Origin of the sequence: Teichococcus aestuarii, assembly GCF_042651065.1 — a bacterium.
In the GTDB taxonomy this organism is placed as follows: domain Bacteria; phylum Pseudomonadota; class Alphaproteobacteria; order Acetobacterales; family Acetobacteraceae; genus Pseudoroseomonas; species Pseudoroseomonas aestuarii.
Genome location: NZ_JBHSCH010000012.1, coordinates 15197 through 42069, shown reverse-complemented (window position 1 = coordinate 42069; position 26873 = coordinate 15197). Strand labels below are relative to the sequence as shown.

The window sequence follows — 26873 nt, the reverse complement described above, 5'->3', positions numbered from 1 at the left end:
CGCCGGGCCGCCGGCGGAAGGAGGCAATGCCCGGCCGGGCTGGCTGCAATCGCAGGCGTCAGGCCAGTGGCTGCTCCGTGCCATGACGATACCGCTCCTAGGCCGGGGCAACGGCAGGCAGGCCCGGTGCCCGGCAGGCCTCGGCCGCCTGCGCCAGCACGAAATCTGCCAGCGCGCCGATGTCGGACGAGGGGAGGAAGGGCACGGGCGCTGCCACCGGCGCACTGCCGGTGACGGCGCAAACCGAGGCGTCGTCCATTGCCTGCAGACGCCGGTCCTGCCCCGCCCGCACGGCCTCCAGCTTGGGGTAGGGCGAGAGCCGGAAGCCTTCCAGCAGCACCACGTCCACCGGCAGCAGCCGCGCCAGCAGGGCATCGACATCCGGCTCCGCCTCCATCGCCGGCAATTCGCGCATCAGGATCTGGCGCGTGCCGCTGGCCAGGATGATCTCCTGCGCGCCGGCCTCGCGCTGCGCCCAGCTGCCCGTGCCCGGCCTGTCGAGGTCGACATCGTCCGGCACGTGCTTGATGGTGGAGACCCGCAGCCCCCGCGCCGACAGCTCGGCGACGAGGTTGCGCGCCAGCCCTGCCTTGGCAGCGCAGCCGCCGATGATCCCGAAGACTTTCATGGCGAGGGTATCTCCAGTGTTGAAGCCGCCGCCCGGTGGGCCACCCGTGGCAGCTCCCCTCGGTGGACGGCCATGCCCAGCTCAAGGCTGCGGGCGATCCGGTGCGCGCGCTCCATCAGGTAGGCCGCCGCCGCAGGTCCGCAGACCGCCTCCGCCGTCTGCCCGAAGAGCGCCAGCCACTGGGCGAAGTGTTCCGGCCGCAACTCCATCGCCGCATGCGCGGCCATGGGCTGGCCGTGGTAGCGCCCGCTCATCAGCGCCACCGAGGACCAGAAATCGCGCAGCCGGGCGATATGGGCCTCCCAGTCCGTGACCCCGGCAAAGAGCGGGCCGAGCAGCCTGTCGCGCCGCGCCTCGGCGTAGAAGGCGCGGAGCAGCCGCTCCAGCATGGCCTCGTCCAGCCCTGCCGGGCGTGGCGCCGGAGGGGCTGCCGCCATCCGGCGAGCGATCAGGGCGGCGGCGCGGGTTGCGGGGCCTTCCGGCCCGTGCGTCGGGCCGCTCATGCCAGCGCCTCCCCTTCCGCGCCGAAGGGCAGCACGTCCAGCGCATCCCCCGGCCGGAGCTCCTGCAGCCCGGCCTCCAGGAAGGCCAGGCCGGACGCGCCCAGCAGGGGCGACAGCCGGCCGGAGCCGTCCGGCCCCGTGCGCGCCGCCTCCAGCACGCCGTCGCGGCTGTGCAGGCGGACGGGCAGGAACTCGGCGCGCCCCGGCCTGCGGCGCAGGGCGAAGCCGGCGCGCGACACCACGGGGCGGGGCGCCGGCGTCCCCGCCATGCGGGCCAGCAGCGGGCGGAGGAAAGCCAGCGCGCCGGCCAGGGCCGCCTGCGGGTTGCCCGGCAGGCCGAGAAAGAGGGCATCGCCGATCCTCCCCGCCGCCAGCGGCTTGCCCGGCTTCATGGCCACCTTCAGCACCGCCAGCTCGCCGCCCAGCGCCCGCAGCGCCTCGCGGACATGGTCCTCGTCGCCCACCGAGATGCCGGCGGTGGTCAGCACGAGGTCGGCCTCGCCCGCGGCCGCGTGCAAGGCATCGCGCATGGCGCCGGCCTCGTCGGCCACGGCCGGGCGGCTTTGCACCGCCACGCCCCAGCTCCGCAGCAGCGCGCGGAGCATGGGCGCGTTGGAATCATGGATCTGCCCGGGCGCCAGGGGCTGGCCTGTCCCGCGCAGTTCCCGCCCGCTCGAGAGCAGCACCAGCCGGGGATGGCGCCGCACCGGGACGGCCTCCACGCCCTGCGCGGCCAGCAGGGTGACGTGCCGCCAGTCCAGCCGCGAGCCGGGATGGATGAGCACCTCGCCCGCGCCGATGTCCTCGGCACGGCGCCGCAGGTTCGTGCCGGGCGCCGGCAGCCCGGCCAGCTGGATGAAACCCTCCCGCAGGACGACATGCTCCTGCGCGATCACCGCGTCCGCCCCCTCCGGCAGCGGCGCGCCGGTGAGGATGCGGTGGGCCGTGGCGGGCGCCAGCCATCCCGGCGCCTCGCCCGCCGCCGTCCGGCCGGCGACGGGCAGCCAGGCGCCCGGCAGGGCCGCGCCCGTGGCGATGGCGTAGCCATCCATGGCCGACTGGTCGAAGCGGGGCAGGTCGAGCCGGGCCTGCAGGGGGGCGGCGGCGATGCGGCCGCAGCACGCCTCCAGCGGCACCGTCTCGGCGGGCAGAGGCGCCGCCGCCAGGGCCAGGACGCGCGCCCGCGCCTCCTCGAACGGCATGCCGCCCCCGGGGCAGGTGAGGTCAGCGCGGGCGAAGCCGGGGGTGATGGCGTTCATGCCGGCACCCGCGTGATGCGGACGCGCACCGGATCGGGGAAGGCCTGGCGCAGCAGGCGCTCCACCGCGGCGGCGGCGGGCTGCGGCGAGGCGGCCATGGCGCCCATCAGGTCCAGCCAGATCTCCTCGCCGCCATGCTCCACCAGGTGCCGGATCCTCTCTGCCAGCAGCGGCCCGGCCGCCACGCCTTCCGCCCGCGCCGCCTGCCCGACGCGCTCCCGCAGCGCGGAGGGGCCGACGATGGCGAGGAACGCCTCGGCCCGGCCGGGATCGGTCAGGCCCTCGAGAATTGCGCCGAGCATGGCGGCCCCTTTCCTCACTGCACCAGCGGCGTCGCCGCGCCCGGCATGTCGAAGCCCTCGATCCGGGCCTGCCCGGCCAGCAGGGCGACATACTGCGCGACGGCGCGGCGCCAGGAATGTTCCTCCAGGTAGCGCGCGATCGTCGCGCGCACCTGCGCGAAGGGCAGCGCCTGTCCCTCCACCTTCCGCTCCAGCCGCAGCACATGCACGCCGTAGCGGGTGCAGACCGGCGCGGCGCAGGTCTCGCCCGGCCGCAGGGCCAGCAGCGCGGCCTCGAATTCCGGCGTGGTCTCGCCGCGCGCGACCTGCCCCAGCCGGCCGCCCTCGGCCGCGGAGGGGCAGTCCGACAGGGCGCGGGCCAGGGCCTCGAAGCGCTCCGGGTGGCCTGCCACCTCGGCCAGCACCGCGCGCGCCCGCGCCTCCGCCACGGCATGGGCGGCGGCATCCTCGCGCGCGGCCTTGAACAGGATGTGCACCGGCTCGAACAGGTCAGGGGCGCGGAAACGGGCGGGGTTGGCCTGGTAGTAGCGGCGGCAGGCCGCCTCATCGGCCTGCGGCGTGCGGATCTCGGCCTGGAGGAGGGCCTGGATCAGCCGCTCCTCCTCCGTCTCGCGCGGGCCCTCGCCCGGCTGGGGCGCGGCGACCACGCCCAGGGCCCGGGCGCGCTGCGCCAGCAGCGCACGGACGACCAGCGCCCGCGTGGCGGCATCCCAGGCCTGCCGGGCGCTCTCCCCGGCATGGTGCTGCACCTCCTGGGCGATGGCGGCATGCGCGATGACATGGCCATTGACGGCGACGGCAGGCGGCGGCGGCGCCGCCTCGCGGAGGGTGACGCGGCGCATGGCTCAGTTCCCCCCGGCCGGCAGGGCAGGCACCTCGGCCACGGGCTTCCGCCCGGTGCTGCCGGCCACGGCCGGCGCGGCATCGGCCATGGCGCGAGCCACCGGGCGCCGCGTGCGGACGACCTGGTAGCCGGTGCGGCCCAGATACCAGACGGGCGCACTCCAGACGTGCACCAGCCGGGTGAAGGGGAACACGACGAACAGCGTCATGCCGAGGAACAGGTGCAGCTTGAAGATCAGGCTGACATCGGCGACTTCCGCCGCCACGCCGGGCTGCAGCGTCACGATGCCCTGCGCCCAGGTCATGAACTTCACCATCTCATGCCCGTCCATATGCTGGGCGGAGACAGGGATGGTGAGCAGGCCGAGCGTCAGCTGCGCCCAGAGCAGCAGCAGGATGGCGGTGTCGCTGACGCTGGAGGTGGCGCGGATGCGCGGGTCCAGCAGCCGCCGGTGCGCCAGCAGCGCGATGCCTGCCCAGCAGGCGATGCCGGCGATGCCGCCCACCAGCATCGCCATGCCCTGCTTGAAGCCATGGCCGATGCCGAGCGCGTCGAACACCGCCACGGGCGTCAGCAGCCCCACCAGATGGCCGCCGAAGATGACGAGGATGCCGAGGTGGAAGAGGTTGGAGCCGAGCCGCAGCTGCTTCCGGCGCAGCAGCTGGCTGGAGCCAGCGCGCCAGGTGTACTGCCCATGGTCGAAGCGCAGCAGGCTGCCCAGCAGGAAGACCGCCAGCGCGACATAGGGATACCAGCCGAACAGGGCGTTGTTGATCCAGTTGCCCATGGTGTGTGCCTCCTCAGGCCGCCGCGGCATCGCGCGTCGCCGCCCGCAGGCGGGTGCGCAGCCGGTCCGTTCCACAGCCGTCCAGCGCCTCTCCGGGGCCGAAGCGGACGGCCGCCTCCTCCCAGGCCGCGTCGAGCGCGGCGAGATCGTCCGGGTCCTCGTCCGGGATGGCCGAGGCGCCGGTAGCCGGCGCCCGCGCCAGCGTGGCCACCGCCTCCATCACCGCCGCATAGCCGGCATCGCGCGCCGCCAGCCGCCCGGCCAGCGCGCGCAGGATGGCGGCCGGCTCGGCCAGCAGCGCCTGCGCCTCGGCCTCCGGCAGCAGGGAGAGGAACTCCAGGAAGAGCGGCAGGAAATCCGGCAGCTCGCCCGGCGCCATCTCCAGCCCGTGCTGCGCGTAGAGGCCGATCAGGTCGGCCATGGCCTGGCCGCGGTCGCGGCTCTCGCCATGCACATGCTCGAACAGATGCAGCGAGACGGCGCGGCCGCGATCGAACAGGTCTACGTAGCGCTCCTGCAGCGCATAGATGTCCTGCGCGGCGAAATCCCGCAGCAGGGCCGCCAGCGCGGTGCGGGAAGCCTCAGGCAGCATCGCCTCGGCCTCGAGCGCGGCGGCGATCTCCGGCACGGCGGCCCGCATCGCCTCGGTGGGGTAGGAGAGCAGTGCCGCGAGGGCGCGATAGGTGCGGGCCATCACTCGACCTCCATCGGGGTCTTGCCGGCAGATTTGCCGCCGAACAGGCTGAAGCCGGTCTTGCCCGAGCAGCCATCGCCGAAGGAGAAGCCGCAGGAGCCGCGCAGCTGATAGGCATCCTCCCCCGTCTCGCGGTGCGCGGTGGGGATGACGAAGCGGTCCTCGTAATTGGCGATGGCCATCAGCCGGTACATCGCCTCGATGTCGTTCCCGGTCAGGCCGACACGCTCGGCGAGGCTGTCGTCCAGCACGCCATCGACGGTCTTGCCGCGCATGTAGGCGCGCATGGCCAGCATCCGCTCCAGCGCCAGCTCCACGGGCTTCGTGCGCCCGGCGGTCAGCAGGTTCGCCAGATACTCGACAGGGATGCGCAGCGACGCCACGTCCGGGATGCCGCCCACGGCACCGAGGTCGCCCTTGGCGGCGGCGGACTGGATCGGGCTCAGCGGCGGCACGTACCAGACCATCGGCAGGGTGCGGTACTCGGGGTGCAGCGGGAAGGCGATCTTCCAGTCCATCGCCATGCGCCACACGGGCGAATGCTTCGCGGCTTCGAGCCAGGCGTCGGAGATGCCGTCCAGCCGCGCCTGGGCCTGCACGCGCGGGTCCGCGGGGTCGAGGAAGACCTTCAGCTGCGCCTCGTAGAGATCGCCCTCGTCCGGCACCGAGGCCGCCTCCGCGATGCGGTCGGCATCATACAGCACCACGCCGAGGTAGCGGATGCGGCCGACGCAGGTCTCGGAGCACACCGTGGGCAGCCCTGCCTCGATGCGCGGGAAGCAGAAGGTGCACTTCTCCGACTTGCCGGAAGACCAGTTGTAATAGACCTTCTTGTAGGGGCAGCCGGAGACGCACATGCGCCAGCCGCGGCACTTGTCCTGGTCGATTAGGACGATGCCGTCCTCCTCGCGCTTGTAGATGGCGCCGGAGGGGCAGGCCGCCGCGCAGGCCGGGTTGAGGCAGTGCTCGCACAGCCGCGGCAGGTACATCATGAAGGTGTTCTCGAAGGCGCCGTAGATCTCCTTCTGCACGCCCTCGAAATTGGCGTCCTGGCTGCGCTTGCTGAACTCGCCGCCCAGGATCTCCTCCCAGTTCGGACCCCACTCGATCTTCTCCATCCGCTGCCCGCTGATGAGCGAGCGCGGGCGGGCGGTCGGCATGGCCTTCGCCTCGGGCGCCTTCTGCAGGTGCTCGTAGTCGAAGGTGAAGGGCTCGTAATAGTCGTCGATCTCCGGCATGTCGGGGTTGGCGAAGATCTTGCTCAGCACGCGCCACTTGGCGCCGATGCGCGGCTCGATCCGGCCGTCCTCGCGGCGCACCCAGCCGCCCTTCCAGCGCTTCTGGTTCTCCCAGTCCTTCGGGTAGCCGATGCCGGGCTTGGTCTCGACATTGTTGAACCAGGCGTATTCCACGCCCTCGCGGCTGGTCCAGACGTTCTTGCACGTCACCGAGCAGGTGTGGCAGCCGATGCACTTGTCGAGGTTCAGCACCATCGCGATCTGCGCGCGAACCTTCATCACACGATCTCCTTCGCGGCGGTATCCTCGAGCCAGTCCACCTTGTTCATCTTGCGGATGACGATGAACTCGTCCCGGTTGGCGCCGACCGTGCCGTAGTAGTTAAAGCCGTAGGATTGGTGCGCGTAGCCGCCGATCATGTGCGTCGGCTTCAGCACCGCGCGGGTGACGGAGTTGTGGATGCCGCCGCGCTGGCCGGTGACCTCGCTGCCCGGCATGTTCACGATCTTCTCCTGGGCGTGGTACATCATCACCATCCCCGGATTGACGCGCTGCGAGACCACCGCCCGCGCCACCAGCGCACCATTGGCGTTGTAGGCCTCCACCCAGTCATTGTCGGCGATGCCGGCGCGCTTCGCGTCCTCCTCGCTCATCCAGATCACCGGGCCGCCGCGGTTCAGCGTCAGCATCAGCAGGTTGTCGGAATAGGTGCTGTGGATGCCCCACTTCTGGTGCGGCGTGATGAAGTTCAGCACGATCTCGGTGTTGCCGTTGCCGTGCCGGCCGCGCACCGGGGCCACGGCCTTGGTGTCCACCGGCGGGCGCCAGGTGACGAGGCTCTCGCCGAAGCCGCGCATCCACAGGTGGTCCTGGTAGAGCTGCTGGCGCCCGGTCAGCGTCCGCCACGGGATCAGCTCATGGACGTTGGTATAGCCGGCGTTGTAGCAGACCTTCTCGCTCTCCAGACCCGACCAGGTGGGGGAGGAGATGATCTTGCGCGGCTGCGCCTGCACGTCGCGGTAGCGGATCTTCTCGTCCTCCTTGGGGAGCGCGAGATGCGCGTGGTCGCGGCCGGTGAAGCGGCCGAGCGCCTCCCACGCCTTCACCGCCACTTCGCCATTCGTCTCCGGCGCCAGGCTCAGGATGGCCTCGATGGCGTCTAGATCGGCGTCGAGCCTGGGCTGGCCGTTCGGCGCGGTGCCGTTCAGCGCACGGAGGAACTCCACCTCGTGCCGGGTGTCCCAGCCGATGCCCTTGCCGCCATTGCCGAGCTTCTCCAGCAGCGGGCCCACCGAGGTGAAGCGCTCGTACAGTGCCGGATAGTCGCGCTCGACGATACTGACGGCCGGCATGGTGCGGCCGGGGATGGGCGGCACGGCGCCGGTCTTCCAGTCCTGCACGTCATAGGGCTGCGCCAACTCGCCCGCCGTGTCGTGCTGGATCGGCGTCAGCACGACGTCGGTTTCCTTTCCCAGCACCTCGGGCGCCACCTCGGAGAAGCTGCGGGCGATGCCCTTGTAGATCTCCCAGTCCGAGCGCGCCTCCCAGGCCGGGTCCACCGCCGCGGAGAGCGGGTGGATGAAGGGGTGCATGTCGGAGGTGTTGAGGTCGTTCTTCTCGTACCAGGTGGCCGTCGGCAGCACGATGTCCGAGTAGACGCAGGTGGTGGACATGCGGAAGTCCAGCGTCACCAGCAGGTCCAGCTTGCCCTCGGGCGCCTTGTCGTGCCAGCGCACCTCGCGCGGCGTCTCGTGCCCTTCCTCGCCCAGATCCTTGCCCAGCACGCCATGGCTGGTGCCCAGCAGGTGCTTGAGGAAATACTCGTGCCCCTTGCCGGAGGAGCCCAGCAGGTTGGAGCGCCAGACGAACATGTTGCGCGGCCAGTTCGCCGGATCATCCGGGTCCTGGCAGGAGAGCTCGAGCTCGCCGGACTGCACGGCCTGCGCCACATAGTCCTTGGGCTCCATCCCCGCCGCGCGCGCCCTGGCCGCGATGGTCAGCGGGTTCTGCCGGAGCTGCGGCGCGGAGGGCAGCCAGCCCATCCGCTCGGCGCGGACATTGTAGTCGATCAGTGCACCGCTCCAGTCGCCCTCGGGCGCGGTGGGCGAGAGGATCTCGGAGACGCCGAGCGTCTCGTAGCGCCACTGGTCAGTGTGGGCGTAGAAGAAGGAGGTGGAGTTCTGCTGCCGTGGCGGGCGGCTCCAGTCCAGCGCGAAGGCGATCGGCGCCCAGCCGGTCTGCGGCCGCAGCTTCTCCTGCCCCACATAATGCGCCCAGCCGCCGCCGGATTGCCCGATGCAGCCGCAGAAGACCAGGAGGTTGATGATCCCCCGGTAGGCCATGTCCATGTGGTACCAGTGGTTCAGCCCCGCGCCGAGGATGACCATGGAACGGCCCTTGGTCTTCTCCGCGTTGGAGGCGAATTCCCGTGCCACATGGATGATCTGGTGCCGCGGCACGCCCGTCACGCGCTCCGCCCAGGCGGGGGTGAAGGGCTCGTCCGTGTCGTAGGAATGCGCCACATGGCCGCCGCCGAAGCCACGGTCCAGCCCGTAATTGCCGCAGAGCAGGTCGAAGACGGTGGTGACCAGCGCCTCGCCGTCACGCAGTTGCAGGTTGCGCACGGGGATGTTGCGGACCAGCACGTCCGGGTGCTCGGTCGCCGTGAAGCCGTTGGTGGCGGCGCCGCCGAAATAGGGGAAGGCGACGCGCGCGGTGGGGCCATGCCCCGCCAGCGTCAGCGCCAGGGTGACATCGGCGCCGCCGCTCTCGCGGGCTTCCAGGTTCCACTTGCCCTGCTCGCCCCAGCGGAAGCCGATGGAGCCGTTCGGCACCACCGGATTGCCGGCGGCGTCGAAGGCCACCGTCTTCCAGGCGGGGTTGTTCGCCTCGCCCATCCCGTCCACGAAGTCGTCGGCGCGCAGCAGGCGCTCGGCCACGTAGCGGTCGCCCTGCCGCACCAGGCGCACCAGCATCGGCATGTCGGTGTAGCGGCGGGCGTAATCGTCGAAATAGGGCACGGTGCGGTCGAGGTAGAACTCGCGCAGCATCACATGGCCCATGGCCAGCGCCAGCGCCGCGTCGGTGCCCTGCTTGGGGTGCAGCCAGAGATCGGCGAACTTGGTGGCCTCGGCGTAGTCGGGCGAGACGACGACGCTCTTGGTGCCCTTGTAGCGCACCTCGGTGTAGAAATGCGCGTCCGGCGTGCGCGTCTGCGGCACGTTGGAGCCCCAGAGCATCAGGTAGCCGGCATTGTACCAGTCGGCGCTCTCCGGCACGTCGGTCTGCTCGCCCCAGGTCATCGGGCTGGCGGGCGGCAGGTCGCAGTACCAGTCATAGAAGCTCATGCAGACGCCGCCGAGCAGCGACAGGTAGCGCGAGCCGGCGGCGTAGGAGACCATCGACATCGCCGGGATCGGCGAGAAGCCGATCACGCGGTCCGGCCCATAGGTCCTGGCGGTGTAGGCGTTGGCGGCGGCGATGATCTCGTTGACCTCGTCCCAGCCCGCGCGCACGAAGCCACCCAGGCCGCGCTTCTTCGTGTAGCTCGCGCGCTTCTCCGCATCCTCCACGATCGAGGCCCAGGCGGCGACGGGGGTGCGGATCGCCCGCGCCTCGCGCCACAGCTTCAGCAGGCGGCCGCGCACCATCGGGTGCTTCACGCGGTTGGCGGAGTAGAGATACCAGGAATAGCTGGCGCCGCGGGCGCAGCCGCGCGGCTCGTGGTTCGGCAGGTCCGGGCGCGTGCGCGGGTAGTCCGTCTGCTGCGTCTCCCAGGTGACGATGCCGCCCTTCACGTAGATCTTCCACGAGCAGGAGCCGGTGCAGTTCACCCCATGCGTCGAGCGGACGACTTTGTCGTGCTGCCAGCGCTTGCGGTAGCCGTCCTCCCAGGCGCGCGGCTCGTTGGTGACCACCCCGTGGCCGTCGGCAAAGGTGTCGACCTGCTTCCGGAAGAAGGTCAGCCGGTCAAGGAAGTGGCTCATCCCTGGATTTCCTGCGGTATGCGGTGCCTCGGGCAGCGAGGACCGCGAAGCGTGCCCAGGTTATGGATGAGCTCAGGCGTGGCATTCATTGATCTGAGTCAAGGAACCGGAGTGATCAAAATGCATAATCGGATTGATACAAATCACGCCAACGGGCCCGACGATCAGCGCTCCGCGGCACAGCGAAAGACCTCTTCGGTGGATGCCACGATGCCGCATGACCCTGCGGAGACCGCAGGGGCGGCCCTGTCCGAGAGCGGCACCGAGCCCGCGACGCCCCGGGAGGCCCTGGCCGCCACGCCCTGGCTGCGCGCCGTGCCGGAGGCGCTCCTGGACCGGCTGGCGAGCCTGGCGATCCTGCATCGGCTGCCGGTCGGCAGCGTGGTGTTCGAGCAGGCCGAGACGCCGAGCTTCGCGCAGGTCCTGATCGGCGGCAGCATCGAGCTGCTGGGGATCCGTGGCCGCGAGGAGGCCTTTGTCGAGCTGGTCCGTCCGGTCGACCTGCTGCTGCCGGCTGCCGTGCTGAACCGCCAGCCCTACCTGCTGCGGGCCCGCGTGCTCGGCGAGGCGCGCCTGCTGCTGATCCAGGCGGAGATCTTCCGCGAGGCGGTGGCCTCCGACCACGCCTTCTGCCTGGCTGTCCTGGCCTGCCAGGCGGCGCAGTTCCGCCGCCAGGTGAAGCTCGCCAAGAATGTGCGGCTGCGCTCGGCCGAGGAGCGGGTCGGCTGCTATCTGCTCCGCCTCGCCGAGGCCACGCCGCCCGGCCAGGCGGCGCGCCTGCCCACCGAGAAGCGCCTGATCGCCTCCGAGCTCGGCATGACGCGGGAGACCTTCTCCCGCTCCCTCGCCGCGGTGGCCCGCCATGGCCTGCGCGTGGAGGGAGACCTCCTGCACGCCGAGGACCTCGTGGCGGCCCGCGCCCGCTTCGCCCTCGATCCGCTGATCGACGGCCCCGAAACCCTCCATCCGCTCCTGGCAAGGGGAGTTCCAAGATGACGACCGCTCCGGTCGCCCCAGCCGATCAGGGCCGCGCCCTGTGGCTGTCCACCTTCGCCTTCACGGTCTGCTTCGCCGTGTGGACGATCTTCGCCATCATCGGCATCCAGATCCAGAAGGATCTGGGCCTGACCGACACGCAGTTCGGCCTGCTGGTCGGCACGCCGATCCTGGTCGGCTCGCTGATCCGCCTCATCCTCGGCGTCTGGGCCGACCAGTATGGCGGGCGGGTGGTCTTCACCCTCACCATGCTCTCGGCCGCCGCGATGACGGTGCTGCTGACCTTCGCCTACGACTACCCGACCTTCCTGCTGGCCGCGCTCGGCGTCGGCCTCTCGGGCGGCAGCTTCTCGGTCGGCGTGGCCTATGTGGCCAAGTGGTTCCCGAAGGAGAAGCAGGGCACCGCGCTCGGCATCTTCGGTGCCGGCAATGTCGGCGCGGCGGTGACGAAGTTCGCCGCCCCCAGCGTCATGGTGGCCTATGGCTGGCAGAGCGTGGCGCTGATCTGGGCGGCGGCGCTCGCCGTCACGGCGGTGCTGTTCTTCCTGCTCACCCGCGACGATCCGGACCTGGAGCGCCGCCGCGCGGCGGGCGCCCGCCCGGAATCCCTGGCCGCGATGCTGGCGCCGATGGCCAATGTCCAGGTCTGGCGCTTCTCGCTCTATTACTTCTTCGTCTTCGGCGGCTTCGTCGCCCTGGCGCTGTGGCTGCCGCGCTACCTGATCGGCGTCTACGGGCTGGACATCAAGACGGCCGGCATGATCGGCGCCGTCTACTCCATCCCCGCCTCGGTGTTCCGCGCCTATGGCGGCCACCTGTCGGACCGCTATGGCGCGCGGCGGGTGATGTACTGGTCGCTCCTTGTCGGCGTCGCCTGCGCCTTCATCCTCTCCTACCCGCCCGCGCACTATGTCATCCAGGGCATCCGCGGCCCGGTGGCGTTCTCGGCCCGCCTCGGCATCGCGGGCTTCATGGTGGTGGCCTTCGTGCTCGGCTTCTTCATGAGCCTGGGCAAGGCCGCCGTCTACAAGCACATCCCCATCTACTACCCGGACCGCGTGGGCGCGGTGGGCGGCATGGTCGGGCTGGTGGGCGGGCTGGGCGGCTTCCTGCTGCCGATCGCCTTCGGCCTGCTGAACGACCTCACCGGCATCTGGCAGAGCTGCTTCTGGCTGCTCTTCCTCGTCGTCGCCTCGGCCCTGCTCTGGATGCACCTGGCCATCCGCCGGATGGAGCAGGCCGCCGCCGAGGCCGGGCTGCCCGCACGCAGCCTGCCCGAGCTGCCCGAGATGCAGCCGATCCACGGCACCGCCCAGCAGGGCGCGCTGGCCGCGAGCGGCGCCATCCGTGACTGGCGGCCGGAAGACGCCGATTTCTGGGCCACGGCCGGCCGCCGCATCGCGCGCCGCAACCTGTGGATCTCGGTGCCCTGCCTGCTGCTCTCCTTCGCGGTGTGGATGGTGTGGTCCGTGGTGGTGGCCAAGCTGCCCGCCATCGGCTTCGCCTTCAGCAACGAGCAGCTCTTCTGGCTGGCCGCGCTGCCCGGCCTCTCGGGCGCCACGCTGCGCGTCTTCTATTCCTTCATGCCCGCCATGTTCGGCGGCCGGCTGTGGACGACGCTGACCACCTGGTCGCTCGCCCTGCCGGCGCTCGGCATGGGCTTCGCGGTGCAGGAGCCCTCCACCCCCTACTGGATCTTCCTGGCCCTGGCGCTGCTCTGCGGCCTGGGCGGCGGCAACTTCGCCTCCTCCATGGCCAACATCTCCTTCTTCTTCCCCAAGGCGGAGAAGGGCAACGCGCTGGCCATTAATGCCGGGCTCGGCAATCTCGGCGTCAGCGTGGTGCAGTTCGTGGTGCCGCTGGTCATCACCACGGGCGTCTTCGGCTGGCTGGGCGGCGCGCCGCAGGCCGCCCTCGCGGGCGGCGCGCAGGCCTCGCTGTGGCTGCAGAATGCGGGCTTCGTCTTCGTCCCCTTCATCGTGGCCAGCGCCATCGCCGCCTGGTTCGGCATGGACGACATCGCCACGATGAAGGCCTCCTTCGCCGACCAGTCGGTCATCTTCCGCCGCTCGCACAACTGGATCATGTGCTGGCTCTACACCGGCACCTTCGGCTCCTTCATCGGCTTCTCGGCCGCCTTCCCGCTGCTGACGAAGATCCTCTTCCCCGAGGTCAACGCCCTCTCCTATGCCTTCCTTGGCCCGCTGGTCGGCGCCCTGGCGCGCGCGGCGGCGGGGCGGCTGACGGACCGTGTGGGCGGCGGGCGCATCAGCCTGTGGGTGTTCGTGGCGATGAGCCTCGGCACGCTCGGCATCCTCTACGCCATCGGCATGAAGGGCAGCGCCTCGGCCTTCCCGGCCTTCTTCGGCAGCTTCCTCTTCCTGTTCGCCGCCAGCGGAGTCGGCAACGCCTCCACCTTCCAGATGATCCCGGCGATCATGCGCAAGGAGGTCGCGCGCCTGAACCCGGGCCGCCCGGCGGCGGAGCTGGTGAAGCAGGCGGACAAGGAATCGGCGGCGATCATCGGCTTCACCTCGGCCGTGGCCGCCTATGGCGCCTTCTTCATCCCGAAGTCGTTCGGCAGTTCCATCGCGGCCACCGGCGGGGCGGAGCTGGCCCTCTACGGCTTCCTCGGCTTCTACGTCAGCTGCATCGCCATGACCTGGTGGTTCTACACCCGGCACGGCGGCCTGCTGCACGACGTGGAGCGCGGCGGCCGCAAGGCGCCCGTGCCTGCGCCCTCCCCGGCGGAGTAGGCACGCCCGCGCGGGAGGATGGCGCCACGCCTCCCCCACCAAGGGAACATCGCGCCGGCGGGACATTGCAGCCGCCGGCGCCGCATCAGCCAGAACCGGCCCCTTCCGGGGCCTCCAGGAGAGCCGCCCGATGAGCGCTTCCACTGCTTCCGTCTTCGGCCCGCGCAGCGTCGCCGAGATCGCCGCCGCCCTGCCGGGCGCGACGGCCGTGTTCCGCCGCCACAAGCTGGATTTCTGCTGTGGCGGGCAGGCTCCGCTCGCCGAGGCGGCGGCACGGCGTGGCGTCGACCTCGCCACGGTGGAGGGCGAGCTTGCCGCCCTCCACCCCGATGCCGCCGCCGCCACGGTGCCGCAGGAGACGGGCGCGCTGATCGCCCTGATCGAGCAGCGCTACCACGCGACGCACCGGCGCGAATTGCCGGAGCTGGTCCGCCTCGCACGCCGGGTCGAGGCGGTGCATGGCGAGCATCCCCTCGCGCCGCGCGGCCTGGCCGATCTGCTGGAGCGGATGGCCGCCGAGCTCGAAGACCACATGCAGAAGGAGGAGCGGATCCTCTTCCCGCTGATGCGCCAGGGCGGCCACCCGATGATCGGCCAGCCGATCAGCGTCATGCGCGCCGAGCACGACGACCATGGCGGGCATCTGCAGGCGCTGGAGAAGCTGACGCAGGGCGGCGTTCCGCCGGAGGGCGCCTGCAACACCTGGCGCGCCCTCTACGCCGGCACGCGCAAATTCGCTGATGACCTGATGGAGCACGTCCATCTGGAGAACAACGTGCTGTTCCCGCGCTTCTCGGCCTGATCCGCCATGCCGGCCTCCGTCCCGATCGGCATCGTCACCGTCTCCGACCGCGCCAGCCAGGGCGTGTACGCGGATGCGGGCGGCCCCGCCATCCACGCGGTTCTGGCGCGCATCCTGGCCACGCCCTGGCGCGCCGCCGCGCGGCTGGTGCCGGATGAGCAGCCGCAGATCATGTCGGCGCTGACGGCGCTGGCCGACCGGGAGCGATGCCCCCTGATCATCACCACCGGCGGCACGGGGCCGGCCCCGCGCGATGTCACGCCCGAGGCGACGGAGGCGGTCTGTGACCGCCTCCTGCCCGGCTTCGGGGAACTGATGCGCGCCGTCTCGCTGCGAGCCGTGCCGACCGCCATCCTGTCGCGCCAGACCGCCGGCACGCGGGGGCGCAGCCTGATCGTGAACCTCCCGGGCAAGCCTTCGGCCATCGCCGAATGCCTGGAGGCGGTCTTCCCCGCCATCCCCTACTGCATCGACCTGATCGGCGGCCCCCGGCTGGAGACCGACCCTGCCATCTGCAAGGCCTTCCGCCCGCAAGGCGCCTGAAGGACGTTCCGGCGGCCAGGTCCTGGCCCCGGAAGTGCCGGTGGTGCCAGGGGCCTCTCATGCCTGCCATCGCCTGCCACGGGCAGGCCCCCGCAAAGCCGGCGTCCTTCCCCGGACTCACCCTGCGCCTGTCTGTCCTTCGCGGAGATTCGCCCTCGCCGCGGCCATGACCTCTCCGGACAGCATGTCGAGGAGCCGTGCGCCGATGCGGGCCGCCTGCCAGTGCAGCGCGACGCCGAGCCGGCGTTCCGGCACCAGCTCGACCAGGCGGCCGGAGCCCAGATGGTCCGCGACGAGAGGCAGCGGGTTCATGCCCCAGCCCAGCCCGGCGAGCGCGCCATCCACGAAGCCCTGCGTGGACGGCACCCAATGCACCGGCGCATCCAGCGCGGCGGCGCCGAGGATCTCGCCTGCCCAGCGTGCCTGCAGGCCGTCCCGCCGGTCGAAGCGCAGCATCGGTGCCCGCGTGATCGCCTCGGCGTCCACGCCGCGCGGGAAGTGGCGGCGGACGAAGTCCGGGCTGGCCGTCGCCGCATAGCGCAAGGCGCCGAGCGCGACGGTGCGGCAGCCCTGCACGGGGGCGGGATCGGTCGTCACCGCCGCCAGCACCTCGCCCGAGCGCAGGCGGCCGGCCGTGTGCTCCTCGTCGTCCAGCACGAGGTCGAGCAGCGCTCCGGTCCGTTCCGCGAAGCGCGCCGCGGCCGGCAGGAACCAGCTTCCGAGGCTGTCGGCATTCACGGCGATGCGCAGCGTGACCCGGCTTTCACTCCGCTCGCCCCTGCCGGCGATGCCGGGGAGCTGCGCGGCCAGCTCGCCTTCCAGCAGCCGGACCCGCTCGGCATGCGCGCAGAGCTTCGCCCCGGCCTCGGTCGGCACCGGCGGTTGACCGCGCATGACGAGCACCGCGCCGAGACGCTCCTCCAGGCCGCGGACGCGCTGCGACACCGCCGAGGGCGTGACGCCCAGGGCGGCGGCGGCGCGCTCGAAGCCGCCTTCGCGCACCACGGCGGCCAAGGCAGCAAGGGACGGATAGTCGAGCAGGTTTAGCTCCGCTTCATCGAGGTTAGGAAGATGATCTGGCCTACAGGAAGGCGTGGCGGCAGGAAAGCGCCCATGATCACCGCCACCCCCTTCCTGACCGGCTTTGCCCTTTCCGCGGCCTTCATCGTCGCCATCGGCGCGCAGAATGCCTTCGTGCTCCGCCAGGGCCTGCGGCGCGAGCATGTCGGGCCGGTCGTCCTCTTCTGCGCCCTGGCGGACGTCATCCTGATGGGTGCCGGCGTCGCCGGTCTTGGCGCAGCGCTGGAGCGCCTGCCAGGCCTCGTCACGGTTCTCACCCTGGGCGGGGCCTTGTTCCTAACCTGGTACGGGGCCGGGGCGCTCCGCCGTGCCTTGCGCCCGGCCGGGGGCCTGTTGGCGGACCAGCCGGCCGCGGCCCTCACCCTGCGGGCGGCACTGGCCCGCACGGCAGGGTTCACCCTTCTCAACCCCCATGTCTATCTCGACACCGTCCTGCTGGTCGGCGGGATCGGCGCTGCGCAGCCGCCGGGCGGGCAGCCTGCCTTCCTGGCCGGAGCAGGCATGGCCAGCGCGTTCTGGTTCGCCGCCCTGGGCTATGGCGCACGCCTGCTGGCGCCGCTCTTCTCGCGCCCCGCGGCATGGCGCGTGCTGGATGGAATGATTGGGCTGACGATGCTGGCCATGGCTGCCGGGCTTGTTGTCCACGGCCTGGCGTGAGCACGGCCTGCAGGGCTGCGGAACCCGATCATCCTCTCGTCAGCGTGCCGAGCCGCGCTCAGGAGCATCACCGCCATGATGCTCCGTTCCCCTTCCGGCAGGGGGTGGGCCGGCAGTGGTCAGGCTTCTGCGATCATGGCCCTGACGCGGGTGGCGAGCCCTTCCATCGAGAATGGCTTGACCATGACCTGCATCCCCTCGGACAGATGGCCATGGCTGAGCACCGCGCTGTCCGCGTAGCCGGTGATGAACAGCACCTTGAGGCCGGGACGTAGCACGCGCCCCGCCTCGGCCATCTGCCGCCCGTTCATGCCGCCAGGCAGGCCCACATCCGTCACCAGCAGGTCGATATGCGCGTTCGAGCGCAGCATGTTCAGCCCTTCGGCGCCATCGGCCGCCTCGATGGCCGTGTAGCCCAGCTCCCCCAGCACCTCGGTGACCAGCATGCGCACAGTGGGCTCGTCGTCCACCACCAGCACCGTCTCGCCCTGCTGCGCCCGCGGTGCCTCGGCCAGCTCGACGGGGGACTCCCCGGTGACCGGCCTGCCGGCATGTGGGGGCAGGTAGAGGCACACCCTGGTACCCTGCCCCGGCTCGGAGGCGATGTGCACCTGGCCGCCGGACTGGCGCGCGAAGCCATAGATCATGCTCAGGCCCAGGCCGGTGCCCTCACCGAGAGGCTTGGTGGTGAAGAAGGGGTCGAAGGCGCGGGCGATCACGTCGGGCGCCATGCCGGTGCCGTTGTCGGTGACGCAGAGCGTCAGGAAATCGCCCGCCGGGACGCCGAGGTCGTCCGCCGCGCGCGCGTCCAGCCCCTGGCGGCCGGTCTCGATCACGAGCCTGCCGCCGTCCGGCATGGCGTCGCGGGCGTTGATGCAGAGGTTCAGCAGAGCGTTCTCGAGCTGGTTCGGATCGATCAGGACGGGCGGAAGCCCCGGCTCGCCCACGATATCGACCGTGATGGCCGGGCCAACGGTGCGCCGGATCAGGTCCCCCATATCCCCGACCAGCCAGTTCATGTCCGTGGGCTTCGGGTCCAGCGTCTGCCGCCGCGAGAAGGCCAGCAGCCGGTGCGTCACCGCCGCCGCGCGGTCGGCGGCACCGCGGGCGGCGCCGATGTAGCGGTCCAGGGCGCCGATCCGGCCCTCCGCTACCCGGGCCTGCAGAAGCTCCAGGCTGCCGATGATCCCGGTCAGCAGATTGTTGAAATCGTGCGCGAGGCCACCCGTGAGTTGCCCCACCGCCTCCATCTTCTGCGCCTGGCGCAGCTGCTCCTCCGCCTTGCGCAGCGCGTCGGCGGTTGCCTTCTCCTCGGTGATGTCGCGTCCCGCGGCGATGATCAGGCCATCGCCCGGCCCGCCCGTCCAGGCGATCCAGCGGTAGGTGCCGTCCGTGTGCCGGTAGCGGTTCTCGAAGCGCCGGAAGGCCTGTCCTCCCGCGATGGCGGAGGTGCACTCGGCCGTCCGCTCATGATCCTCCGGATGGATGAGGTCGAGCAGGTTGCGCCCGACCAGATCGTCCTGCGTCCAGCCCAGCGTCGCGGCCCAGGCCGGGTTCGTGGCCTGGATGGTGCCGTCGAACCCGGCCACCAGCATGATGTCCTTCGATAAGGTCCAGAGCCGGTTGCGGTCGGCGGTGCGCTCGGCGACCTGCTGCTCAAGGCTCTCGTTCAGGCGGCGAAGTGCCTCCTCCGCCACGCGGCGCGCGGTGACGTCGTTGGCGGTGCCGAACCACTCCGTGATCTCGCCCGCCGGGCCAAACAGGGGCACGGCCTTCGACTGTGTCCAGCCGACGCCGCCCGCCGCGAGCCGGACCCGGTGCTCGAGCGAGAACACCGTCTGGTTCCGGATCGCCTCCTGGATCGCCGCGGTGACACGCGCCTGCTCGTCTTCCGGGATGTAGTCGGCCAGCCAATGCGGGTTGGCCGAGCCGGTGTCGACCAGGAAACCGTTGCCGGTGAGCTGGTGCATCTCGGCCCAGTCGGCACTCATGGAGTACAGCACTTCCGAGGAGGCGCTCACCACGGCGGCCAGCCGCGCCTTGCTGGCCTGCAGCGCCTCGTTCTGCTGCGCGAGTGCGGCGTTGGCCTGGAGCAGGTCGCGCTCCGCCACCACCTGGCGCGTCGTCTCGGTCACCACCAGGAAGATGCCCGCGATCTTGCCATGGTCGTCCCACAGCGGGCTGTGGCAGTGCGTGAAGTAGGCGTCCTTCGGCGCCCCGTCACGGTCGGGCGTGTATCTGGCGTTCTCGACGAAGAAGGACTCGCCGGACAGCACGCGGTTGAAGATGGGCGTGAGCTGGTCCCACATCTCCGACCACCATTCGTAGGCAGGCCGGCCGAGGTTCCCTGGGTGCTTCCGGCCCAGGCTGGGCGCGTAGGCATCATTGTAGAAGGTGACCAGCTCCGGGCCCCAATGGATCATCATGGGGAAATCGGAACTGAGGATGATGCGGACAGCCGTCCGCAGCGAGAGTGGCCAGCCCTCGATTAGGCCGAGCGGGTTGCTGGCCCAGTCGACCGCGCGCAGCCGTGCCCCAGCTTCCCCGCCGCCGGCGAGACACATCTCTTCCGGCACGGCTCTCTAGCGCTCCATCTCGGCCGGGCAGGCTGCAAGCCTCAGGAGCCGCTCCTGCTCGACGGCCTCCTCCCGTTCCAGGACCCGGAGCGCTGCCCGAACGACCTCGCTGGCGTTCTGATAGCGGCCGGAGGAGACCCGCTCCAGGATGAAGCGGTCCATGGCCGGAGTGATGGAGACGTTCTTGCAGATCTGGCGAGGCATGCGGCAAGGAATGATAATTCAGGCGGAATGTCAAAGATTGATAGGCGCTGCCGAGCATGGCGGCTCCCCCCGGCTTTGGGGGTGACGAATGTGGTCCTGGCCCTCGAAACCGCTCCACTCGGGACGCTACTCTCCCGGGCTCAGCGGCCGGCCGCGGCCCTGGTCCGGCTAGCGGCGCCTGCCCGTGCCGCTCCGGCGGGAAGGCTGGCCGGAGGACCGGAAGGGCGGCCACCGGCTCTGTGCCGAAGAAGGCCATCGGCTCTATGCCGAAGAAGGGCTGTCGCTCCGGGCCAGGGGCTGGAGCGCCCGGCGGTGGGTGGACCAGCCGGCGCCGGATGATCGGCGTTCCGTTGCCCGGTCGGCGGCGTCCTCATAAGCCCGGATGTGGGCGCAGCTCTTCACATTGCTGGTCCCGGGCTGGTCCCGGTCGTATGCCAGCGGCTCTCCGGGGCAGCGGCGCTGCCACCCTTCAGCCCCGCTTTCCGTGGAAGGCAAGGTGCCTGCGGGTGGCGCCAGGGCGGCAGATGCAGGTCCGATGGTCGATCAGCATTTCGAAGCCGTCTCCTGAACAGGAACGTCGGCAGGGTGCCCCTCGGCCGCAGGCTCGATGACCAGCAGGACGAGATCGCGCAGGGAGGCCAGCGTCATCAGCGCGGCGCTGACAGGGATGGCAGCGTACCAGGCAGCGACCGGCAGCTCGAGAATCGGCGAGGTGGCACTGGCGTCCAGCGCCAGGTTCAGGCCGTACCAGCCCAGGATCAGCGCGAAGGCCAGGCAGCACAGCGTGACGAGCAGGCGCAGCACCCGGCGAGCGAGGCCTTGCGGCAACGCCTGCAGCAGCACGTCGACGGCGAAGTGCCCACCCTCCCGCCACAGCTCGGCGGCGCCCAGGAAGACCATCCAGGCGAAGAGGAACTCCACCCCCTCCCCCACCCAGGCGATCTCGGCCATGCCGGCGGCGCGGCCAAGGATGTTCGCCGCGACGAGCAGCATGAGCAGCGCCAGCGCCCCCGCAGCCAGGAAGCGCAGCGCGAAGCCGATGCCGCGGTCGATCGTCTTGAGCTGTTCCATGTCAGCGGGCCCAGTAATGCGGCAGCAGGGTAGAGACCGCGGGGATGAAAGCGACCAGTAGGGTCACGACAAGGATTCCCAGCAGGTAAGGCCAGAGCTCCGCCACCAGCTCCCCCATGCGGACACGGCAGACGGTGCAGATGGCGAACAGCACCATGCCCACAGGTGGCGTCAGCAGGCCGATCGCCGTCGTCAGTACCAGCATGACGCCGAACTGCAGCGGGTCGATGCCGAAATGCTGCACCACCGGCATGAACAAGGGCGTGGTGATGACGATGATGGCCACGCCCTCGATGAACATGCCGAGCACGAGCAGCACTGCCAGCATCAGCATGGTGGCCGCCATGGGGCCATCGGCCACGGAGAGCAGGCCGGAGACCAGCGCGTCCGGCACCCGCTGGTGCGTCAGCATCCAGCCGAAGAAGCCGGAGGCCGCGATGACGAACATGATGACGGCCGTGGAGCGCGCGGTGGACCACAGGATGCCCGGGAGGTGGCGCCAGGTGATCTCCCGGTACACCACCATGCCGAGGAACAATGCATAGGCGCAGGCGACCACGCCGGCCTCGGTCGGCGTGAACAGGCCGCCGAGCAGGCCGCCGATCAGCAGCGCCGGGGCACCGAGCGGCAGCACGCCGCCCAGCACCGCGACGGTTGCCTCCCGCAGGGTCGGCCGTGCCTCACGCGGGTAGTTGCGCAGCCGCGCGGTGACGGCGACGACGACCATCATCACCGCCGTCATCAGCAGACCCGGCACGACGCCCGCCAGGAACAACTGCACCACCGAGACCCCGGTGATGCCGCCATAGATGACGAAGGGCACGCTGGGCGGAAAGATGGGCCCGATGGTGGAGGAGGCGGCGGTGACGGCGGCCGAGAAGCCGAGGCCGTAGCCGCTCTTCTGCATGGCACGGATCTCGACCTGGCCGAGGCCTGCGGCATCGGCCACCGCAGCGCCGGACATGCCGGAGAAGAGCAGGCTGGCCAGCACGTTCACCTGGCCGAGCCCGCCCCGCATCCGCCCGACCATCACGCTGGCCAGCCGGAACAGCCGGTCGGTGATGCCGGCGGTGTTCATGATGGTGCCCGCCATGACGAAGAAGGGGATGGCGAGCAGGGTGAAGCTGGTGCCGGCCGCGTACATGCGCTGCGGCAGCATCGGCAGCACCATGGCCTGGTCGGCCAGCAGGTAGAGGACGATGCCGGTGCCGCCGATGGCGACCGCCACAGGCAGGCCCAGCGCGATCAGCGCCACCACGGCACCGAGGATGAGGAAGGCGGTCATGGCGGCGCCCCTGCCTCAGGCCCTGGCGCTCTGCACAATTTTCAGCATCCGGTCCATGTTGGCGCGGCCCGCATAGGCGGCGACGCGGTCATAGGCCGGGCCCATCGCGGCGCGGAACGGCTCCAGCTCGGGCCGGGTGATCCTGACGCCGGCCGCCTCCAGCTTGCGCAGCTCCTCCGTCTCCTGCTCCGCCACCAGGCGGCGCATCAGCGCCGCGGCGTTGGCGCTTTCCTCGCGCAGAAGCTCCTGCTGCTTCTTGTCGAGCTTCTGCCAGCGGCCGCGGTTCATCACATGCACCAGGCTGTTGTAGCAGTGCCGCGTCAGCGCCAGGTGCGGCTGCGTCTCGTGCAACTTCATGTGCCAGATGACGCCGACCGGGTTCTCCTGCCCGTCCACCACGCCCTGGTTCAGCGCGCTGGGAAGTTCGGTGAAGGCGATCTGCGTGGCGCGGCCGCCCAGCGCCTCGATGCAGGCGACCAGTTGCACCTCGGGCGGCGTGCGGATGCGCAGTCCCTTGACGTCGTCCGGCGTCAGGATCGGCCGGCGCGAGTTGGTGATGTTGCGGAAGCCATAGTCCCAGGTGGCGAGCTGCACCAGGCCCTGCTTCTCCAGCAGTGGCGCGCTCCACTCCGCGAAAGCGCCATCCAGCACGGCGAAGGCGTGCGCCGGATCACGGAAGATGAAGGGCGCCATCACGGTTGCGAAGGCCTTCTCGTACTTGTCGAGCGCCCCCTGCGTGGGCAGGTTCATGTCGATGACGCCCAGCTTGGTCTGCTCGAGCTGCTCGGGTGGCGCGCCAAGCTGGTTCGACGGGAAGATGTCGATCTTCAGGGCGCCGTCGGAGCGGCGCTCGACCGCCTCCTTCATCTGCAGCGCCGCCTTGTGGCCGGGATGGCTGTCGGCGGCGAGGTGCGCCAGCTTCAGCGTGGTGGCGGCGGCGGCCGAGCGGCCAAGCAGGGCCGGTGCGGCCAGCACCGCGCTGCCCAGCAGCAGCGCGCGACGGTTGGTGTTCATTGCCTTGGACTCCCCTTCGATGCGGCCGGTCTCAGCCGGCTTTCGCGCCATCCGGCAGCGTCGCCTCGATGCCGGTGAAATGTTCGTAAGCCTTGATGACGGCCGCGCAGTTCTCCTCGGAGAAGCCCAGCGCCTCGGCCATCGCGTAGGTCTGGTGGATGCTGTCCGCCATGAAGCCCGGGAGGCCGGCGCTCTCCAGCCAGCGCGCGTAGTACTTCACGTCCTTCCGGGCCAGTGCGATGCTGATGCCGGGGTTGAAGTCGCGCGACAGGGTCTTGCGGCCGTAGAGGTCGAGCATGCCGCTGCGGCCGCCGGCGGCGGAGATGATCTCGACCGCGCGCCCCAGATCCAGTCCGTCCTTGGCGGCCAGCGCAAAGCCCTCGCACCAGGCGGCGACATTGGCGAAGGCCACGTAGTTGTGGATCAGCTTCAGACGGATGGCGTGGCCGACGGGGCCGATATGGAACACGTTCTCGGCGTAAAGCGCGAAGACCGGCCGCAGCGAGTCCAGCAGCGCCGCCTCGCCGCCGAACAGCACGTTGACGCAGCCCTGCTCGGCATGGACAGGGGTGCGGGTCATCGGCGCTTCGGCATAGGCGATGCCGCGCCCGGCGGCCGCCTCGCTCATCCGCCGCACCGCCTCCGGGTTGGTGGTCGTGTGGTCCAGCAGGATGCTGCCGGGGCGCATCGCCGCCAGCAGCCCGTCAGGGCCGAGCGACAGCGCCTCCACATCCTCGGCGGTGTTGACGCAGATGGCGAGGATGTCGGCTGCGGTGGCCATCGCGGCCAGCGAGGGGGCCGCAGTCGCCCCGAGCGCCACATGTTGCGCCACGGCTTCCTCGCGCCGGTCGGCCACCATGACCTGGCGGCCCTTGCGCAGCAGGTTGCGGACCAGCCCGCCGCCCATGCCACCCAGTCCAATGAAGCCGATGCTGCGCGCGTCGTCGGACATGCCTGCCGTCACCCTCCCCTGCTCTGCTCCTGAAGCCCGGAACAGTCGTGCTTGGCGTGGACGTCAGCACACCGTAAGATGTCTTACAAGTGGATTTGCGATGCGCGACGCCTTGATGGCATCGGGCCGCCAGATCCTCCATCGCATGGGATACTACGTGACCCGAACCTCCTTCCCGTCTCTGCGCCGCCGTGGCCCGACCCTACCGGAGGCCGTGGCCGGTGAACTGACACAGGCGATACGCGCCGGACGCCTGGGGCCCGGGGATCGCCTGCCGGGCGAGCAGCAGCTCGCCAGCGAGTTCGGCGTCAGCCGCCCTGTGGTGCGCGAGGCGATCTCCCGTCTGCAGCAGGAAGGGCTTGTCGAGAAGCAGCAGGGACGCGGCGCCTTTGTCGCCGATCCGGCCCGTTCCGGCGTTTTCCGCATCTCGCCGGCCTGCTTCGCCAAGCGGCAGGAACTGGCGAAGCTGCTGGAGATGCGCACCGGGCTGGAGGCCGATGCCGCTGCCCTCGCCGCGCTGCACCGGCGCCCCGCCGACCTGCAAGCGATGGAGGCGGAACTCGCAAACCTGGTCGCCGCCGATGCGCGTGGTCGGGACGGCGCCGCCGACTGGGTTGCGGCGGAGAATGCCTTCTACGCTGCCATTGCCTCAGCGGCAGGGAACGAGCACGTCCGGGTGTTCCTTGAGATGATGTCGGTGCAGATAAGCATGCACCTGTCCTCCGTGGTGGTGAAGAACGCCATGGCGGTGGAGCTTGGCGGCGCGGTCCTGGCCGAGCACATTGCGGTTCATGCCGCCATCGCCGCCGGTGATGCGGAAGCCGCACGCAGCAGTGCGCGGCGCCATTTCACGGCCGCCGCAGCCCGTTTGGTGGCCCGCGCCGATTTGGCTGATATCTGATAACCCATCTGCGCGGCTGCGCGCTCCCGGTGCTGCTGGCGCGCTCACTGGCTGACCGGGCCGGGCGCCTGCTCACCCTGACTGCCTCGCCGGCCACCCAGCTCGGCTACACGCGCCGCGCAATCCAGCACGCCTACCACCAGCTGCGCGCGGCCGGGTACCTGGAGCACCGCCACGACGTCCAGCGCGGCGTGGTGGTGCTGGAGCTGCTGGAGGCGGTACTGCCGCCGCCGGAGGCCGTGCAGGCAGGCTGGGAAGAGCGCCGCGCGCCAGCGCGCCCGGCACTGGCTGGCGCGAGGCCTGGAAGCGCCGTGTGCAGGCCCTCAACGCCCTGGCGCATCGGTGGGTGCGAAATGTCGTTCGCCCATTAAACACCGCCCGGATTCAGAGGGGCAGCGAAGGGCAGCCGCTCTCCAGCCTGATGGTCACTGCGAACTGGCCTGCAGGAAGAGAGGCCAGGAGGCCTGGGTAATTGCAGGGGGAGCACTCCGGCGGGGTGGATTTCAGACGAACAGATCGCAGCCCGCCAGGGTGATACGAAGGCCGGTCTGGCGGTCACTGTATGCCTTGAAGGGGTGCGGGCGTCGCGCTGGAGGAGCTGCTCCTGTCAAAGCCAGGGTCTGCGAGATCACCAGGCACAAACTGGCCTGCCTGTCGCGACCGGCTTGCGCAGAAGAGGCTGCTTGGACGACCCAAGAGCTGACACTCATCGAAGAGTGCAGCACTTCAGAGCCGGTCCGATCCTGCACCAGGACAATACCCTCCTGCCGGGGATCTGCTGCCGCGCATCGCTCTCGCTCGTAGACGCTGACCAGGGAGGGCCGCAGCCAGGGCGAGGGTGTTGCCGCACCGGCTGGTTCAGCCAGGGACTTCGTGAAAGCGCCTGCGGCCCAGAAGCGGGCACGCGTGGGAGATGTCGTGATGACCCAGCAGGGGCCCTGGAATGGGCTGCCGTGCCAGGCTTCGTCCATCAAGCCATCGGGACAAGGGCGTATTTCATAGAGTGAATACGGCATGGAAGCATGACGTCCTGGCATTCGCTGGATCGCTGCGCCGGTTCGGCGCCCTCACAATACTCAAGGCAGAGCTGGTGACGCGCAATCCAGAGTTGTGTCGTCAGACTTCAATGGTTTGTTATTAAAATATTAATCTTATTTTTTGGACGATTGGTAAACCGCCTCTGGTGGCTGCGCAGCGCTATAGCGCGCGGCCGGCTGTACATCTCGTCTGATGCCTGCAGAGTTCCGGCAGTACCTGGCCGATCTCCATTGGAAGCCGGCAGAGGTGGCTCGTGTCCTGGGGGTGGAGCAGATCACCGTCAGGCGCTGGTCCTGCGGAACAAGCGGCATCCCACCCGAGATCACGGCGTGGATGCAGAGGATCGCTGCTGAAGTGCGCGCTGTGTTCGCCCGCCATCCGGTGCCGGTGATCCGTCGCAGCCGCGCGCAGCGCCTCAGGCACGATCCGCACTTTCTGGACTGACTGGCAGGCCCGCCCGCCGCTTCATGGCAGAACCAACACATGCCCGATAAGCCGGCGGAAAAAGGTGGCGGCCTGCTGGGATCGGGGGCAGGCCGCCAGTTGCGGTGGATATTATTTCGATCCTATTCTCATAATTAATACATTCCTGCTAGAGGGAAATTGGCAGCGCAGAACCTCATCAGGCAAGATTCGGCTAGGTTTGGGGCAGAGTGCCCGTCGGGCTGCCGGCCGACACGGGCCGTGATTGGTCGCTATGCGCCCATCCCGGTCGCCGGCTGCATGCGCCGCCCTTCCGGTAGGCGGATATGGCGCA

At 70.3% G+C, this 26873-nt stretch carries 24 protein-coding genes; 8 read left to right on the top strand and 16 right to left on the bottom strand.

Going from position 1 to position 26873, the window contains the following annotated elements; genetic code table 11:
* Window positions 1-97 precede the first annotated feature (97 nt).
* From mobB to ACFOY6_RS07445, 9 genes are read right to left on the bottom strand one after another with little or no spacing between them, the layout of a single operon-like run.
* Entirely contained in the window at window positions 98-628 is a 531-nt protein-coding gene (gene mobB, locus ACFOY6_RS07485) for a molybdopterin-guanine dinucleotide biosynthesis protein B (RefSeq protein WP_379636968.1), read from the bottom strand.
* A complete protein-coding gene (locus ACFOY6_RS07480; protein ID WP_379649900.1) occupies window positions 625-1131 on the bottom strand; it encodes a group III truncated hemoglobin in 507 nt (168 codons plus the stop codon). Before ACFOY6_RS07480 ends, mobB begins: the two co-directional genes overlap by 4 nt.
* Complete coding sequence (locus tag ACFOY6_RS07475; protein WP_379649898.1) at window positions 1128-2390, bottom strand: molybdopterin molybdotransferase MoeA; 1263 nt, start codon at window positions 2388-2390, stop codon at window positions 1128-1130. Before ACFOY6_RS07475 ends, ACFOY6_RS07480 begins: the two co-directional genes overlap by 4 nt.
* Window positions 2387-2692, bottom strand: coding sequence for a hypothetical protein (locus ACFOY6_RS07470; RefSeq protein ID WP_379636964.1), 306 nt, complete (start codon window positions 2690-2692; stop codon window positions 2387-2389). Before ACFOY6_RS07470 ends, ACFOY6_RS07475 begins: the two co-directional genes overlap by 4 nt.
* Before the next feature lie 14 nt (window positions 2693-2706).
* Window positions 2707-3534: a peptidylprolyl isomerase gene (locus ACFOY6_RS07465; protein ID WP_379649896.1), complete on the bottom strand. Its 828-nt coding sequence runs from the start codon at window positions 3532-3534 to the stop codon at window positions 2707-2709.
* Between the two features lie 3 nt (window positions 3535-3537).
* A complete protein-coding gene (gene narI, locus ACFOY6_RS07460) occupies window positions 3538-4323 on the bottom strand; it encodes a respiratory nitrate reductase subunit gamma (protein ID WP_379649894.1) in 786 nt (261 codons plus the stop codon).
* A 13-nt stretch (window positions 4324-4336) separates the two neighbouring features.
* The gene (gene narJ / locus ACFOY6_RS07455; protein ID WP_379649892.1) at window positions 4337-5017 is read right to left on the bottom strand and encodes a nitrate reductase molybdenum cofactor assembly chaperone; all 681 of its coding nucleotides are present in this window, start codon (window positions 5015-5017) and stop codon (window positions 4337-4339) included.
* Window positions 5017-6534 carry a nitrate reductase subunit beta gene (gene narH, locus ACFOY6_RS07450; protein ID WP_379649890.1) on the bottom strand — a complete coding sequence of 506 codons (1518 nt, stop codon included), beginning with the start codon at window positions 6532-6534 and terminating at the stop codon, window positions 5017-5019. Before narH ends, narJ begins: the two co-directional genes overlap by 1 nt.
* Complete coding sequence (locus ACFOY6_RS07445) at window positions 6534-10241, bottom strand: nitrate reductase subunit alpha (RefSeq protein WP_379649888.1); 3708 nt, start codon at window positions 10239-10241, stop codon at window positions 6534-6536. Before ACFOY6_RS07445 ends, narH begins: the two co-directional genes overlap by 1 nt.
* Before the next feature lie 210 nt (window positions 10242-10451).
* On the opposite strand from ACFOY6_RS07445, the gene ACFOY6_RS07440 reads away from it, so the two are divergent.
* The 4 genes from ACFOY6_RS07440 (at window position 10452) to mog (ending at window position 15338) form a co-directional block, all read left to right on the top strand.
* Complete coding sequence (locus tag ACFOY6_RS07440; protein WP_379649886.1) at window positions 10452-11237, top strand: helix-turn-helix domain-containing protein; 786 nt, start codon at window positions 10452-10454, stop codon at window positions 11235-11237.
* Window positions 11234-13993: a nitrate/nitrite transporter gene (locus tag ACFOY6_RS07435; protein WP_379649884.1), complete on the top strand. Its 2760-nt coding sequence runs from the start codon at window positions 11234-11236 to the stop codon at window positions 13991-13993. The genes ACFOY6_RS07440 and ACFOY6_RS07435 overlap by 4 nt, the downstream gene beginning before the upstream one ends.
* A gap of 130 nt (window positions 13994-14123) precedes the next feature.
* Window positions 14124-14795: an iron-sulfur cluster repair protein YtfE gene (ytfE, locus tag ACFOY6_RS07430; RefSeq protein WP_379649882.1), complete on the top strand. Its 672-nt coding sequence runs from the start codon at window positions 14124-14126 to the stop codon at window positions 14793-14795.
* 6 nt (window positions 14796-14801) lie between these two features.
* Window positions 14802-15338: a molybdopterin adenylyltransferase gene (gene mog / locus ACFOY6_RS07425; RefSeq protein WP_379636944.1), complete on the top strand. Its 537-nt coding sequence runs from the start codon at window positions 14802-14804 to the stop codon at window positions 15336-15338.
* A gap of 117 nt (window positions 15339-15455) precedes the next feature.
* Here the strand turns inward: mog and ACFOY6_RS07420 are convergent, their stop codons facing one another.
* Window positions 15456-16379 (bottom strand): LysR family transcriptional regulator ArgP, encoded by a 924-nt coding sequence (locus ACFOY6_RS07420; protein ID WP_379637311.1) that lies wholly within the window; start codon window positions 16377-16379, stop codon window positions 15456-15458.
* Between the two features lie 72 nt (window positions 16380-16451).
* Here ACFOY6_RS07420 and ACFOY6_RS07415 point away from each other — a divergent pair, with 72 nt between their 5' ends.
* A complete protein-coding gene (locus ACFOY6_RS07415) occupies window positions 16452-17075 on the top strand; it encodes a LysE/ArgO family amino acid transporter (RefSeq protein ID WP_109517207.1) in 624 nt (207 codons plus the stop codon).
* A 119-nt stretch (window positions 17076-17194) separates the two neighbouring features.
* On the opposite strand, the gene ACFOY6_RS07410 is transcribed toward ACFOY6_RS07415, so the two are convergent.
* The 6 genes from ACFOY6_RS07410 to ACFOY6_RS07385 form a co-directional block, all read right to left on the bottom strand.
* Complete coding sequence (locus ACFOY6_RS07410) at window positions 17195-19651, bottom strand: hybrid sensor histidine kinase/response regulator (protein WP_379649880.1); 2457 nt, start codon at window positions 19649-19651, stop codon at window positions 17195-17197.
* 6 nt (window positions 19652-19657) lie between these two features.
* The gene (locus ACFOY6_RS07405) at window positions 19658-19855 is read right to left on the bottom strand and encodes a type II toxin-antitoxin system ParD family antitoxin (RefSeq protein ID WP_379636936.1); all 198 of its coding nucleotides are present in this window, start codon (window positions 19853-19855) and stop codon (window positions 19658-19660) included.
* A gap of 543 nt (window positions 19856-20398) precedes the next feature.
* Window positions 20399-20926 (bottom strand): TRAP transporter small permease, encoded by a 528-nt coding sequence (locus tag ACFOY6_RS07400; RefSeq protein ID WP_379649878.1) that lies wholly within the window; start codon window positions 20924-20926, stop codon window positions 20399-20401.
* Window position 20927: 1 nt separating this feature from the next.
* The gene (locus tag ACFOY6_RS07395; RefSeq protein WP_379649876.1) at window positions 20928-22211 is read right to left on the bottom strand and encodes a TRAP transporter large permease; all 1284 of its coding nucleotides are present in this window, start codon (window positions 22209-22211) and stop codon (window positions 20928-20930) included.
* A 15-nt stretch (window positions 22212-22226) separates the two neighbouring features.
* The gene (locus ACFOY6_RS07390; RefSeq protein WP_379649874.1) at window positions 22227-23225 is read right to left on the bottom strand and encodes a TRAP transporter substrate-binding protein; all 999 of its coding nucleotides are present in this window, start codon (window positions 23223-23225) and stop codon (window positions 22227-22229) included.
* Window positions 23226-23256: 31 nt separating this feature from the next.
* Window positions 23257-24177: an NAD(P)-dependent oxidoreductase gene (locus tag ACFOY6_RS07385; RefSeq protein ID WP_379636930.1), complete on the bottom strand. Its 921-nt coding sequence runs from the start codon at window positions 24175-24177 to the stop codon at window positions 23257-23259.
* A 100-nt stretch (window positions 24178-24277) separates the two neighbouring features.
* Between ACFOY6_RS07385 and ACFOY6_RS07380 the strand changes: the two genes are divergently transcribed.
* The 3 genes from ACFOY6_RS07380 (at window position 24278) to ACFOY6_RS07370 (ending at window position 26560) form a co-directional block, all read left to right on the top strand.
* Window positions 24278-25078: a FadR/GntR family transcriptional regulator gene (locus ACFOY6_RS07380; RefSeq protein WP_379636928.1), complete on the top strand. Its 801-nt coding sequence runs from the start codon at window positions 24278-24280 to the stop codon at window positions 25076-25078.
* Between the two features lie 29 nt (window positions 25079-25107).
* The gene (locus ACFOY6_RS07375) at window positions 25108-25449 is read left to right on the top strand and encodes a hypothetical protein (protein ID WP_379636926.1); all 342 of its coding nucleotides are present in this window, start codon (window positions 25108-25110) and stop codon (window positions 25447-25449) included.
* Window positions 25450-26308: 859 nt separating this feature from the next.
* Window positions 26309-26560 (top strand): MerR family transcriptional regulator, encoded by a 252-nt coding sequence (locus ACFOY6_RS07370; RefSeq protein ID WP_379636924.1) that lies wholly within the window; start codon window positions 26309-26311, stop codon window positions 26558-26560.
* Window positions 26561-26873 lie beyond the last annotated feature (313 nt).